A 13,696-nucleotide genomic window follows, 5' to 3' on the forward strand; every position below is an offset into this window, starting at 1 on the left:
CGCCATGACGTTCCTCCAGGGCGCGAAACGCGTCGTCAATCGTCCGTTGCAGACGCTGGACACCCTCGGTGACCAGATGTCGTTCTACGGCCGCGCGCTGCTGTGGACCCCGCGGACCATCCGCCGCTACACCAAAGAGGTCCTCCGGCTGCTGGCCGAGGTGAGCTTCGGCTCCGGCTCCCTCGCCGTCATCGGCGGCACGGTCGGCGTGATGGTCGGCCTGACGCTGTTCACCGGTGTGCTCGTCGGCCTCCAGGGCTACTCGGCGCTGAACTCGATCGGGACGTCGGCCTTCACCGGCTTCCTGACCGCGTTCTTCAACACCCGCGAGATCGCCCCGCTGGTCGCCGGCCTCGCCCTGAGCGCCACCGTCGGGGCCGGCTTCACCGCGCAGCTGGGCGCGATGCGGATCTCCGAGGAGATCGACGCACTGGAAGTCATGGGCGTACCGAGCCTGCCGTACCTGGTGACGACGCGGATCATCGCCGGGTTCGTCGCGGTCATCCCGCTCTACATCATCGGCCTGCTCAGCTCCTACCTCGCGTCGAGACTGGTCGTCATCTACATCTACGGCCAGTCCGCGGGCACGTACGACCATTACTTCGACCTGTTCCTGCCACCGCAGGACGTGCTCTATTCGTTCATCAAGGTGCTGCTGTTCAGCGTCCTGATCATCCTGTCGCACTGCTACTTCGGGTACCGGGCGACCGGTGGCCCGGCCGGCGTCGGCGTCGCGGTCGGCAAGGCCGTCCGGCTGTCCATCGTCACGGTGTCGATCATGAACTTCTTCATCGGGTTCGCCATCTGGGGAACCGACGTCACGGTAAGGATCGCGGGATGAGGACGCTCCGACGCAGGCTGCTCGGCCTGCTGCTCATCGCCGTGATGGTCGGCGGGGTGGCGCTGTCCATCGCGCTCTACGACAAGGCGTTCACGCCGGTCGTCACGGTCAAGCTGCAGGCCGACAAGATCGGCAACCAGCTGATCAAGCAGTCCGACGTCAAGGTGCGCGGCCTGATCGTCGGGTCCGTCCAGGACATCGTCGCCACCGACAAGGGCGCCGAGCTCACGCTCGCGCTCAAGCCCGAGTCGGCGAAGCTGATCCCGGAGAACGTCTCGGCGCGGTTCCTGCCCAAGACGCTCTTCGGCGAGCGGTTCGTGTCGCTGGAGATCCCGAAGGACCCCTCGGCGAAGACCCTTTCCACCGGTGACGTCATCCCGCAGGACCGCACGTCGAACGCGGTCGAGCTGGAGCAGGCGTTCTCCCACCTGATGCCGGTGCTGCAGGCGGTCCAGCCGCAGAAGCTCTCGGCGACGCTCACCGCGATCTCGACGGCCCTGCAGGGCCGCGGCGACCAGCTCGGCGACACACTCTCGCAGCTGGGCACCTACATCGGCGAGCTGAACCCGCACGAGCCGGAACTGCAGCACAACCTCAAGGCGCTCGCGGAGTTCTCCGACCACCTGAAGGACGCCGCGCCGGACCTGGTGCAGAGCCTGGACAACCTGAGCACGACGACCCGGACCGTGGTCGACGAGCGGCAGCACCTGTCGGACCTCTACGGCAGCCTGACCCAGGCTTCGGTGGACCTGCAGACGTTCCTGCAGAACAACAAGGACAACATCATCTCCCTCGTCGACACCGCCCGGCCGACGGCCGAACTGCTGGCGAAGTACGCGCCGGAGTACCCCTGCGTGATCTCCCAGATGGCGCAGAACGTGCCGCTGATCGACCAGGCGCTGGGCAAGGGCACCAACCAGCCCGGCCTGCACGCGACGATCGAGATCATCGTGCCGCGCGCGCCCTACCAGGCCGGCAAGGAAGAGCCGCGGTTCGACGACAAGCGTGGTCCGCGCTGCTACGACATCAAGGACATCCCCAAGCCGTTCCCGTCCGAGCCGCCGGACGGCGCGTTCAAGGACGGCACGCTGCACCAGGCCGCGCCGAAGAGCGTCGGCGAGGGCCTCAACCCGGCCAAGTTCAAGGCCGACGCGGCCGGCAACGGCGGCAGCGGGGGTGACCTGGCGTACTCGACGGCGGAGCAGGGCTTCCTGGCCGATCTGCTCGGCCCGCAGTTGGGCATGACCGCCGCCGACGTCCCGGGCTGGAGCTCGCTGCTCGTCGGCCCGCTCTACCGGGGTGCGGAGGTGACGGTCAAGTGAGGGGCCTGCTCGCGCCGCTGATCAAGCTCGGCGTCTTCGTGGTCGTCACCGTGCTGTTCACGACGATCCTCGGGATCAGCATCGCCAACATCAACACCACCAGCACCAACGCCTACAAGGCGCGCTTCACCGACGCGACGCTGCTGCTGCCCAACGACGACGTCCGCATCGCCGGCGTCCGGGTCGGGCAGGTCAAGGACGTCAAGATCGTCGACAAGCGCCAGGCCGAGGTCGAGTTCGAAGTGGACGCCGGGCGGACGCTGCCCGCCGGGGTGACCGCGCAGATCAAGTTCCGCAACCTGGTCGGCCAGCGGTACGTCTCCCTCGGCGAGGGCGAGAACTCCGGCGGCAAGACCCTGGCTCCCGGCGGCACCATCCCGCTGGAGCGGACCACGCCGGCGCTCGACCTGACCGAGCTGTTCAACGGCTTCAAGCCGCTGTTCACCGCGCTCAACCCCGAGGACGTCAACAAGCTGTCCTACGAGGTCATCCAGGTCCTGCAGGGCGAGGGCGGCACCGTGGAGAGCCTGCTGTCGCACACGGCCTCGCTGGCCACCACGATCGCCGACAAGGACCAGGTGATCGGCGAGGTCATCGACAACCTCAACTCGGTGCTCGACACGGTCAACGCGCACACCCCGCAGCTCAACGACCTGATCGTGAAGCTGCAGCAGCTGGTGTCCGGGCTGGCCGCCGACCGCAAGCCGATCGGCGACGCGATCGAGAGCCTCGGCAACCTGGCCCAGACGACGTCCGGGCTGCTCGGCGAGGTGCGCGAGCCGCTGAAGAACGACATCAGCGCGCTGGGGACCCTCACCCAGTCCCTGAACAAGAACGAGCCGGAGCTGGAGCACTTCATCCAGTTCCTGCCGACCAAGGTGAGCACGCTGACCCGCACCGCGGACTACGGCTCCTGGTTCAACTTCTACGCCTGCGAGTTCTCCGGGAGTGTCAGCTTGCCGCCCCTGATCAATGACGTGGCCCTCCCGTTGATCCCGGCGAACCGGGCGAGGTGCTCGGGATGAAGTCGTTCCAGAAGCGCAACCCCGTGCCGATCGCGCTGGTCGGGATCGTCGTGCTGGCGCTGGCGTTCACCGCCGCGCTCAACTCCGACGACCTGCCGGTGATCGGCGGCGGCACCACCTACAGCGCCGAGTTCAGCGAGGCGTCCGGGCTGCAGAAGGACAACGACGTCCGGATCGCCGGCGTGAAGGTCGGCAAGGTCAGCGACATCGAGCTCGACGGCGCGTCGGTGAAGGTGTCGTTCAAGGTCAAGGACGCCTGGCTGGGCGACCGGACCAGCGCCGCGATCAAGATCAAGACGCTGCTCGGGCAGAAGTACCTGTCGCTCGACCCGCAGGGCGAGCACGCCCTGAACCCGGGCACCGGCATCCCGCGGGACCGCACGATGGCGCCCTACGACGTGCTCGACGCCTTCCGTGGGCTCTCCCAGACGGTCGACAACATCGACACGAAGCAGCTGGCGCAGAGCTTCGACACGATCTCGCAGACCTTCGCCAACACCCCGGAGGACGTGCGGGGCGCGCTGTCCGGCCTGTCGAAGCTGTCGGACACGATCGCCTCGCGCGATCAGCAGCTGTCGAACCTGCTGGCCAACACGCGCGAGGTGTCGCAGACACTGGTCGACCGCGACGCCGAGGTGCATAAGCTGCTGACCGACGGCAACGACCTGCTCGCCGAGCTGGCCAAGCGCGAGGACGCGATCACCGCGCTGCTCAACGGCTCCCGCGAGCTGGCCACCCAGCTGCAGGGCCTGATCGACGACAACGACAAGCAGCTGGACCCGGTGCTGACCCAGCTCGACCAGCTGACGTCGATGCTGCAGCGCAACCAGGACTCGCTCGCCGAGGGGCTCCAGAAGTTCGCGCCCTTCATCCGGGTCTTCACCAACACCATCGGCAACGGCCGCTGGTTCGACAACTACATCTGCGGCCTGCTGCTGCCGTCGTTCGGCCCGATCAACGAAGAGGGGTGCTACACGAAATGAGTGACACCCGCTTCGGGCAGGCCCTGACCCGCGGCTTCACCATCGCGATCGTCCTCGCGCTCGTCGTCGCCGGCGGGATCTGGTGGACCCTCAAGGACGCCGGCCGCAACCACCTGACCGCGTACTTCGCCGGCGCCGTCGGCCTGTACGAGGGCAACAGCGTGCGGATGCTCGGCGTCGACATGGGCACGGTCACCAAGATCACGCCGATGGGCAACCAGGTGAAGGTCGACTTCGAGTACGACCGCTCGGTCGCCGTCCCGGCCGACGCCAAGGCGCTCATCGTGGCGCCCTCGCTCGTGTCGGACCGGTACGTCCAGCTCGCCCCGGCCTACACCGGCGGCCCGCGCATCTCCGACGGCGCGGTCATCGGCCTCGACCGCACCGAGGTGCCCCTCGAAGTCGACCAGCTGGCCTCGAGCCTGGCCCGGGTCAGCGAGACCCTCGGCCCGAACGGCGCCAACAAGTCCGGGTCGCTGTCGAACCTGCTGAACACCGCGGCGGCCAACGTCGACGGCAACGGCCAGGCCCTGCACGACACGATCACCAAGCTCGGCCAGGCGGCCGGCACCCTGTCGGGCAACAAGGACGACCTGTTCTCCACGGTCGAGAACCTCGGCAAGTTCTCGCAGACGCTGGCCGACTCCGACAAGCAGGTGCGCACCTTCGAGAGCCGGCTGGCCGACGTCAGCGGCTACCTGGCCTCCGAAAAGGACAACCTGGCCGCGACCGTGCAGCAGCTGGGCACCACGCTGACCTCGGTGCAGGCGTTCATCGACCAGAACCACGACCGGCTGAAGTCCAACGTCGACAAGCTGGCCGGCATCACCAAGGTGCTCGTCGACCAGCGCAGCTCGCTCGCCGAGATCCTCGACGTCGCCCCGGTCGGCCTGAGCAACCTGGTCAACACCTACAACGGCGCGGCGGGCACGCTCGACGCCCGGCCGAACCTCAACGAGCTGACCCAGCCGCCGCTGGTGATGATCTGCCGTCTGCTCAAGCAGGTCGGCACCAACAGCATCCCGGACGTGCTCGGCAACGCCTGCGAGAGCATCGCCGGCGTGGTCGACAAGGTGATCCCGCTGCCGTCCGTGGCGCAGACCGTGCAGGCCCTGCAGTCGGGCCAGCTGCCGCCGCTGCCCCTGCCCATCGCCGGGCAGCTCTACGGAGGTGGCCAGTGAAGAAGCTCCTGACCGTCGGCGCACTGGCCACGGCGTCCGCGCTGGTGCTCTCCGGGTGCGCCTTCAAGGGCATCTACGACCTGCCGCTGCCCGGCGGCGCCGACCTCGGGGACCACCCCTACACGGTGAACGTCGAGTTCCGGGACGTGCTCGACCTGACCCCGCAGGCCGGGGTGAAGGTCGACGAGGTGCCGGTCGGCCGGGTGGAGAACGTCGGGCTCACCAAGGACGGCTGGCACGCGCTGGTCACGCTGCGCGTCAACGGCGACATCAAGCTGCCGGCCAACGCGATCGCCAACGTCAAGCAGTCCAGCCTGCTCGGGGAGAAGTACGTCGAGCTGGCTTCGCCGGGTGACGACCAGGCCCGGGGCAAGCTCGCCGACAACGCGACCATCCCGCTGGCCCGCACGAACCGCAGCGTCGAGGTCGAAGAGCTGCTCGGGGCGCTGTCCCTGCTGCTCAACGGCGGCGGGATCGACCAGCTCAACACCATCACCAAGGAGCTCAACAACGCCACCTCCGGCCGCGAACCGGACATCAAGGCGCTGCTGGACAACGCGAACCAGCTGGTGACGAACCTCGACAAGCAGTCGAAGAACATCACCCGGGCCATCGACGGGCTGAACCGGCTCTCCTCGACCCTCAACGACCAGAAGGACAAGCTGGTCGGCGCGGTCGACAACCTCGGGCCCGGGCTCGGCGTGCTGGAGCAGCAGCGCGGCCAGCTGGTCACCATGCTGCAGGCGCTGGACAACCTCTCCGGCGTCGCGACCGACACGGTGAACAAGTCGCAGAAGGACCTCGTCGCCGACCTGAAGGCGCTGACGCCGACGCTGCAGAAGCTCGGCGAGGCGGGCAACGACCTGCCGCAGGCCCTGCAGCTGCTGCTGACGTTCCCGTTCAGCGACCAGGCCGTCAACGGCGTCAAGGGCGACTACTTCAACCTGTTCGCGAAGGTGGACCTGAACCTGAAGACGATCGTCGACAACCTGGGCAACAGCCGGCAGAACGCGCTGGCCGGGCAGCTGCCGCTGGCCGGCCTGACCGGCGGGGTCCAGGGCACGCCGGCCAACCAGCCGCCGCCGCTGCCGATCCCCGGCGCCGGCCAGCAGTCCGCGCAGTCCAAGCCGGGCCTGGGCAACCTCTTCGGGCTCCTGTCGGGAGGTGCGGGCTGATGCTGATCCGCCGGACGAAGATCCAACTGATCGCCTTCGCGATCATTTCCGTCGTCGCGATCGTGTACGCGCTGATCCGGTTCGCCGGGCTCGGCAGCGTGTTCGGCAACGACGGCTACACGGTGAAACTGCAGCTCACCGAGTCGGGCGGCATCTTCACCAACGCCGAGGTCACCTACCGCGGCTACAACATCGGCCGGGTCGGCGAGATGCGGCTCACCCCGACCGGGCTCGAGGCCGACCTGAACATCGACCCGTCGGCGCCGAAGGTGCCGGCGGACCTCGACGCCGTCGTGGCCAACCGGTCGGCGGTCGGCGAGCAGTACGTCGACCTGCGGCCCAAGGCGGACCAGGGCCCGTACCTGGCGGCCGGCTCGGTGATCCCGGCGGCGAAGACGACCACCCCGGTCAGCACCGAGCGGCTGATCGGCGACCTCGACTCGCTCGCCGCGTCGGTCCCGGTCGACTCGCTGCGCACGGTCGTCGACGAGTCCTACGACGCCTTCCGCGGCACCGGCGGCGACCTGCAGAAGCTGCTGGACACCGCGCGCAGCTTCACCGCGACCGCGCAGGAGTACCTGCCGCAGACGATCCAGCTGCTGGACGCGGGCGGCCAGGTGCTGGACACGCAGAACGCCGAGGCGGCGAACTTCGCGTCGTTCAGCAAGAGCCTCAACGAGCTCACCGGCACGCTGAAGAACTCCGACGGCGACCTGCGCAAGCTGATCGGCATCACGCCGCAGGTGGCCGCCCAGGTCAGCCAGGTGCTGGCCGAGTCCGGACCCGGCCTGGGCGCGCTGACGGCGAACCTGCTCACCACGGCCAACCTGACCGTGACCCGCCTCGACGGGATCGAGCAGGGGCTCGTGACGTATCCGGCGCTGGCCGGCGCGGTCAGCAGCGTCGCGCCCGGCGACGGCACCGCGCACCTCGGCCTGGTGCTCAACCTGTTCAACCCGCCGTCCTGCACAAAGGGGTACATCCCGTACTCGCAGTTCCGCACCGGCAACGACCTGACCCCGAGGCCGGCGAAGGAAGACGCGTACTGTGCCGAACCGAAGGGCAGCCCGATCAACGTCCGCGGGGCGCAGAACGCGCCGTACGGCGGGGTGCCGGTCGCGCCGTCGGACAGCGACGTCGCGGCCAACGCGAACCGGCCGGCCGAAGAGCTGGCCGAGGAGCGGAACACCCGGGGCGTTCCGGGCATCGTCGGCAGCCCCGGCGTCAGCCTGAACAGCCTGGGCTCGCTGCTCGGCCTGTCCTGACGTGGATTTGATGACCGTTACCTACTCTGGAGTGTCATGAGCACGGAGGAGCCGGCCGCCACGGCGGTGGAGGACGAGGAGTCCGCGACGCCGTCGAAGGACCCCGCGCGGACCCTGGTGCTCGGCGCCGGCGCGCTGGCGCTCGCCGCCCTGATCGCCGCGGCGTTCTTCGGGATCCAGTGGTGGGCGGCCGCGGCCGACGACAACGCCGGGCTGGCGGCCTCGCGCGAGGCCGTGGTCAAGGCGGGCACCAACGCGCTGAAGGCCTACACCGAGGTCGACTACACCGACCTCGACGGCTTCTTCGCCCGGCAGAAGGCCGTGTCGGACGACAAGATGTCGCAGCAGATCGACCAGTCGGCGCCGACGTTCCGCAAGGCGCTCTCCGACGCCAAGACGAAGGTCACCACCGACGTCCAGGACATCGCCGTCGAGGAGCTGGACGACCACGAAGGCAAGGCGAGCTTCCTCGCCGCCATCGCCACGACCGTCACCCAGGGGGACAAGAGCAGCGCGAAGCCGTTGCGCCTCGAAGTCTCGATGACCCGGGTGGGCGAGGAGTGGAAGCTGTCCGGCATCGACAGCGTCCCGCTCGTCGCGGCCGGCCAGTAGTACAGAAGGAGCCTGTAGTGCCCCCCTCCCGCCGCCAGCCGCCGCGCAGCACCCCGACGCCGTCGCGGCGTCCCCGCGTGGCCGGGCTGCGCAAGCCCTCGGTGGACGAGTCCGCCGCCGAGCGGACCGGCCAGCAGCCCGCCGTCCCGCCCGCCGAGCCGCGCAAGCCGCGGCCGAGGCCGGCGCCGCGCCCGGTGCCCCGGCCCGCCCCCGAGCCAGTGGAGGCCACCAGCGGGCAGCTCGACACCGCGTCCGCCGAGGACACGCAGGTGTTCACGGCGGTCGAGACCGAGCCCCGGGTCGACGCGCTCACCGGGGAGCCGGAGGCCGCCGCCGAGGAGGTCACGGAGCGGCCGGCGCCGCGGCGGAAGAAGCGGGACACCGGGATCGCGAAGCCGACCGAGGAGTCCGAGGTCCCGGTCACCGAGGGCGAGCCCACCGCGGCTGCGGGCCCGAAGGTGCCGAAGCCGTACCTGGTGGCGGGCGCGCTGGTGCTGGTCGCGCTGGTACTGGGCGGGCTGGCGTTCTGGTTCAAGTCCGAGGAGGTCAAGGTCTCCTCGGCGACGAGCAACACGGCGCTGCTGGACGTGGCGAAGACGGCCCAGGTCAAGGACGCGGTGTCGAAGGCGGCCGAGGCGCTGTTCTCCTACGACTTCAACAACATCAAGAAGACCGAGGACGCGGCGAACGACCTGCTCGCCAACGACGACGTCAAGAACAAGTACAACTCGCTGATGGGCGAGGTGAAGCGGCTCGCGCCGCAGCAGAAGATGATCGTGACGTGCAAGGTGACGCGCGCGGCGGTGATCATGCTCAACGGCGACCTGGCGAAGGTGATGGTCTTCGTCGACCAGACCTCGACCCGCACGGACACGAAGAAGACGACCGCGGGCACGGCCCAGCTTCACCTGAACGCCCAGCTCCAGGGCGACAAGTGGAAGATCACCGACATGGACACCTACAACGCGCCGAAGGTCCCGGCGGCGTCGCAGGCCCCGTCGCAGGCGCCTTCCTCGGCGCCGGCTTCCCCCTCGCCGACCAAGTAGCTTCCCAAGACTCGGCGGGGGCTGTCGCCAGATGCAGTGAATGACTCATTCCTGGCGTCGGACGTCAGGAATGAGTCATTCCTGACGTCCGAACCTGCCGCCACTCCGGGGTGCGCGTGGCGGGAGGCGTGGTGGGCCGCCGGGCGGCTCTGAGCGGGCGGCGCCGCAGTCGTGGCGAGCGGCCGTCGCAAGCGGCCCGCAAGCGCTCTCTCGCGCCCGAACGAGCCCTCCCCGGACACGGGATCCGCAAAACCTGTTCTTCGACACGCCCGGCCCCACTCCGGCCCGGTGGCCTTCGCCATACCCTCACCGGCCCCGGGAAACCCCAGGTAGAGCCGCCAAGGTGGCGTTACCGGCCAGTAGCTGGAATGATATTGGGCCGCTCACGCTCCGCTGAACCTCTTCCACGCTGCGCCAACCGGCGGGACCCCCGTGTGGCATCTTGACTGGAAGCGCCGGTGGGTTCACGCTTACTCCCGACGGCGAAACCGGGGCCCTTGCGGGAGGGACCACCGGGACGCCCGGAGGCATACCTGAAGACGTTGCGAAGCAGGCTGGGCCCCATCGGGAGCGCCCCCTGGACAGGCCGCGACGTTCGGGCTAGACTGTCTCTTTGCGCTGCCCTCTTTCAGGCTGCCCGGAGCCGGTAGTTAGGATAGTGGGCACACGGCACCCTTGACAGTCGCTCATAGCTGTTGCTATGGCGGCCGTCACCGCTCATTGTCCCCGGAAGGACGCATCTTGGCAGTCTCTCCCGCGAACCAGGCCACTGCTGCGACCACCTCGGCTGAATCTCGCTCGGAGGCCACGGGAATCCCCGGCGCGCCCAAGCGGGTTTCCTTCGCAAAGATTCGCGAACCCCTGAACACCCCCAACCTGCTCGACGTCCAGATCCAGTCGTTCCAGTGGTTCACCGGGGACGAAGCGTGGTTCCAGCGCCGTGTCGAGGAAGGTGAAGAGAACCCGGTCGGCGGCCTCGAAGAGGTCCTCAACGAGATCTCCCCGATCGAAGACTTCTCCGGTTCGATGTCCCTGTCCTTCTCCGCCCCGCGCTTCGACGAGGTCAAGGCCTCGATCGAGGAGTGCAAGGACAAGGACATGACGTACGCGGCCCCGCTGTTCGTCACGGCGGAGTTCGTCAACAACAACACGGGTGAGATCAAGAGCCAGACGGTCTTCCTCGGCGACTTCCCGGTGATGACCGACAAGGGCACCTTCGTCATCAACGGCACCGAGCGTGTCGTGGTGTCCCAGCTGGTCCGCTCGCCGGGCGTCTACTACTCCAAGGACATCGACAAGACCTCCGACAAGGACGTCTTCAGCGTCCGGGTCATCCCGAGCCGGGGTGCCTGGCTGGAGTTCGACGTCGACAAGCGCGACACCGTCGGCGTCCGCATCGACCGCAAGCGCCGCCAGCCGGTCACCGTGCTGCTGAAGGCGCTCGGCTGGACCACCGAGGCGATCCGCGAGCGCTTCTCCTTCTCGGAGACGCTGCTGGCCACCCTCGAGAAGGACCACACCGCCGGCACCGACGAGGCGCTGCTCGACATCTACCGCAAGCTGCGCCCGGGCGAGCCGCCCACGAAGGAGAGCGCGCAGACCCTGCTGGAGAACCTGTTCTTCAAGGCGAAGCGCTACGACCTGGCCAAGGTCGGCCGGTACAAGGTCAACAAGAAGCTGGGCCTGTCGACCCCGATCGACAACGGCACGCTGACCGAAGAGGACATCGTCACGATCATCGAGTACCTGGTCCGGCTGCACGCCGGCGAGGACAAGATGACCGCCGCGAACGGGACCGAGATCCCGGTCGAGACCGACGACATCGACCACTTCGGCAACCGCCGCATCCGCACCGTCGGCGAGCTGATCCAGAACCAGATCCGGGTCGGCCTGTCGCGCACCGAGCGCGTCGTCCGCGAGCGGATGACCACGCAGGACGTCGAGGCGATCACCCCGCAGACCCTGATCAACATCCGCCCGATCGGCGCGGCGATCAAGGAGTTCTTCGGCACCTCGCAGCTGTCGCAGTTCATGCAGCAGACGAACCCGATCGACGGCCTGACCCACAAGCGCCGCCTCAACGCGCTGGGCCCGGGTGGTCTGTCGCGTGAGCGCGCCGGCATGGAGGTCCGCGACGTCCACCCGTCGCACTACGGCCGGATGTGCCCGATCGAGACGCCGGAAGGCCCGAACATCGGCCTGATCGGCTCGCTCTGCTCGTACGCGCGGGTCAACCCGTTCGGCTTCATCGAGACGCCGTACCGCAAGGTCGTCGAGGGCCGGGTCACCGACCAGATCGACTACCTGACGGCCGACGAGGAAGACCGCTACGTCAAGGCCCAGGCGAACGCGCCGATCGACGACGACGGCAACTTCGTCGAAGACCGGGTCATGGCCCGCCGCAAGGGCGGCGAGGTCGAGCTGATCGACCCGCTCGACATCGACTACATGGACGTGTCGCCGCGGCAGATGGTCTCGATCGCGACGGCGATGATCCCGTTCCTCGAGCACGACGACGCGAACCGCGCGCTGATGGGCGCGAACATGCAGCGTCAGGCCGTGCCGCTGCTCCGCAGCCAGGCGCCGTACGTCGGCACCGGCGTGGAGCTGCGCGCCGCGATCGACTCCGGCGACATGCTGGTCGCCGAGCAGTCGGGCGTGGTCGAGGAGCTGTCGGCCGACCTGATCACGGTCATGCACGACGACGGCACGCGCAAGAGCTACAGCCTCTACAAGTTCCGCCGCTCGAACCACGGCACCTGCTTCAACCACCGCCCGATCGTCAACGAGGGCGACCGGGTGGAAGCAGGCCAGGTCATCGCCGACGGCCCGTCCACCGAAAACGGTGAGGTGGCGCTGGGCAAGAACCTGCTGGTCGCGGTCATGCCGTGGGAAGGCCACAACTACGAGGACGCGATCATCCTCTCCGAGCGCCTGGTGCAGGACGACGTGCTGACGTCGATCCACATCGAGGAGCACGAGATCGACGCCCGCGACACGAAGCTGGGCGCCGAGGAGATCACCCGGGACATCCCGAACGTCTCCGAGGAGGTCCTGGCCGACCTCGACGAGCGCGGCATCATCCGGATCGGTGCCGAGGTCCGCGACGGCGACATCCTGGTCGGCAAGGTCACGCCGAAGGGCGAGACCGAGCTGACCCCGGAGGAGCGCCTGCTCCGCGCGATCTTCGGCGAGAAGGCCCGCGAAGTCCGCGACACCTCGCTGAAGGTGCCGCACGGCGAGACCGGCAAGGTCATCGGCATCCGGGTGTTCTCCCGCGAGGACGACGACGAGCTGCCCCCGGGCGTCAACGAGCTGGTCCGCGTCTACGTGGCCCAGAAGCGCAAGATCCAGCCGGGCGACAAGCTCGCCGGTCGGCACGGCAACAAGGGTGTCATCGGCAAGATCCTGCCGGTCGAGGACATGCCGTTCATGGAGGACGGCACCCCGGTCGACATCATCCTGAACACCCACGGTGTGCCGCGACGGATGAACATCGGCCAGATCCTCGAGCTGCACCTGGGCTGGCTGGCCTCGCAGGGCTGGACGATCGAGGGCGACCCGGACTGGGCGAAGAACCTTTCGCCCGAGCTGCGTGACGTCGCGCCCGGCACGAACACCGCCACCCCGGTGTTCGACGGCGCGAAGGAGGAGGAGCTCACCGGGCTGCTCGCCAGCACGAAGCCGAACCGCGACGGCGAGCGGATGGTCAAGGAGAACGGGAAGGCCAACCTGTTCGACGGCCGCTCCGGCGAGCCGTACCCGTACCCGGTGTCCGTCGGCTACATGTACATCCTGAAGCTGCACCACCTGGTCGACGACAAGATCCACGCCCGCTCCACCGGTCCGTACTCGATGATCACGCAGCAGCCGCTGGGTGGTAAGGCGCAGTTCGGTGGCCAGCGCTTCGGTGAGATGGAGTGCTGGGCGATGCAGGCGTACGGCGCCGCCTACACGCTGCAGGAGCTGCTGACGATCAAGTCGGACGACGTGGTCGGCCGCGTCAAGGTGTACGAGGCCATCGTCAAGGGCGAGAACATCCCCGAGCCGGGCATCCCGGAGTCGTTCAAGGTGCTCCTCAAGGAGCTCCAGTCGCTGTGCCTCAACGTCGAGGTGCTCTCCAGCGACGGTGCGGCGATCGAGATGCGCGACTCCGACGACGAGGACCTCGAGCGCGCCGCGGCGAACCTCGGCATCAACCTGTCCCGCAACGAGTCGCCCTCGGTGGACGACGTCGTGCACTGAC

Annotated in this window: 10 protein-coding genes; all 10 read left to right on the top strand. The window is 68.4% G+C overall.

The genetic code is table 11. From position 1 onward, the window contains the following. The first annotated feature begins 4 nt into the window (after positions 1–4). The 10 genes from ACFPLC_RS17775 to rpoB all read left to right on the top strand — a co-directional run bounded on the left by ACFPLC_RS17775 (position 5) and on the right by rpoB (position 13,695). A complete protein-coding gene (locus tag ACFPLC_RS17775; RefSeq protein WP_191311632.1) occupies positions 5–841 on the top strand; it encodes an MlaE family ABC transporter permease in 837 nt (278 codons plus the stop codon). Then, positions 838–2,163, top strand: coding sequence for an MCE family protein (locus ACFPLC_RS17780; RefSeq protein ID WP_378189264.1), 1,326 nt, complete (start codon positions 838–840; stop codon positions 2,161–2,163). The genes ACFPLC_RS17775 and ACFPLC_RS17780 overlap by 4 nt, the downstream gene beginning before the upstream one ends. After that, on the top strand, positions 2,160–3,188 hold the full coding sequence (locus tag ACFPLC_RS17785; protein WP_378189263.1) for an MCE family protein: 1,029 nt from the start codon (positions 2,160–2,162) through the stop codon (positions 3,186–3,188). The genes ACFPLC_RS17780 and ACFPLC_RS17785 overlap by 4 nt, the downstream gene beginning before the upstream one ends. Beyond that, entirely contained in the window at positions 3,185–4,171 is a 987-nt protein-coding gene (locus ACFPLC_RS17790) for an MCE family protein (RefSeq protein WP_378189262.1), read from the top strand. The genes ACFPLC_RS17785 and ACFPLC_RS17790 overlap by 4 nt, the downstream gene beginning before the upstream one ends. Next, positions 4,168–5,352: an MCE family protein gene (locus ACFPLC_RS17795; protein ID WP_378189261.1), complete on the top strand. Its 1,185-nt coding sequence runs from the start codon at positions 4,168–4,170 to the stop codon at positions 5,350–5,352. The genes ACFPLC_RS17790 and ACFPLC_RS17795 overlap by 4 nt, the downstream gene beginning before the upstream one ends. Continuing rightward, a complete protein-coding gene (locus ACFPLC_RS17800; protein WP_191311645.1) occupies positions 5,349–6,527 on the top strand; it encodes an MCE family protein in 1,179 nt (392 codons plus the stop codon). The genes ACFPLC_RS17795 and ACFPLC_RS17800 overlap by 4 nt, the downstream gene beginning before the upstream one ends. Continuing rightward, on the top strand, positions 6,527–7,792 hold the full coding sequence (locus tag ACFPLC_RS17805; protein ID WP_378189260.1) for an MCE family protein: 1,266 nt from the start codon (positions 6,527–6,529) through the stop codon (positions 7,790–7,792). The genes ACFPLC_RS17800 and ACFPLC_RS17805 overlap by 1 nt, the downstream gene beginning before the upstream one ends. Positions 7,793–7,828: 36 nt before the next feature. After that, the gene (locus ACFPLC_RS17810) at positions 7,829–8,404 is read left to right on the top strand and encodes a hypothetical protein (RefSeq protein ID WP_191311650.1); all 576 of its coding nucleotides are present in this window, start codon (positions 7,829–7,831) and stop codon (positions 8,402–8,404) included. Between the two features lie 77 nt (positions 8,405–8,481). After that, positions 8,482–9,450, top strand: coding sequence for a hypothetical protein (locus ACFPLC_RS17815; RefSeq protein ID WP_378189594.1), 969 nt, complete (start codon positions 8,482–8,484; stop codon positions 9,448–9,450). 741 nt (positions 9,451–10,191) lie between these two features. Next, on the top strand, positions 10,192–13,695 hold the full coding sequence (gene rpoB / locus ACFPLC_RS17820) for a DNA-directed RNA polymerase subunit beta (RefSeq protein ID WP_378189259.1): 3,504 nt from the start codon (positions 10,192–10,194) through the stop codon (positions 13,693–13,695). Position 13,696 lies beyond the last annotated feature (1 nt).

The sequence above is a fragment of the Amycolatopsis plumensis genome (assembly GCF_042652605.1).
Taxonomy (GTDB): Bacteria; Actinomycetota; Actinomycetes; order Mycobacteriales; family Pseudonocardiaceae; genus Amycolatopsis; species Amycolatopsis plumensis.

Bases quoted from the DNA above. Each gene is read 5' to 3' on its own strand.
- ACFPLC_RS17775 (WP_191311632.1), top strand. From the start codon at position 5: ATGACGTTCCTCCAGGGCGCGAAACGCGTCGTCAATCGTCCGTTGCAG.
- ACFPLC_RS17780 (WP_378189264.1), top strand. From the start codon at position 838: ATGAGGACGCTCCGACGCAGGCTGCTCGGCCTGCTGCTCATCGCCGTG.
- ACFPLC_RS17790 (WP_378189262.1), top strand. From the start codon at position 3,185: ATGAAGTCGTTCCAGAAGCGCAACCCCGTGCCGATCGCGCTGGTCGGG.
- ACFPLC_RS17795 (WP_378189261.1), top strand. From the start codon at position 4,168: ATGAGTGACACCCGCTTCGGGCAGGCCCTGACCCGCGGCTTCACCATC.
- ACFPLC_RS17805 (WP_378189260.1), top strand. From the start codon at position 6,527: ATGCTGATCCGCCGGACGAAGATCCAACTGATCGCCTTCGCGATCATT.
- ACFPLC_RS17810 (WP_191311650.1), top strand. From the start codon at position 7,829: ATGAGCACGGAGGAGCCGGCCGCCACGGCGGTGGAGGACGAGGAGTCC.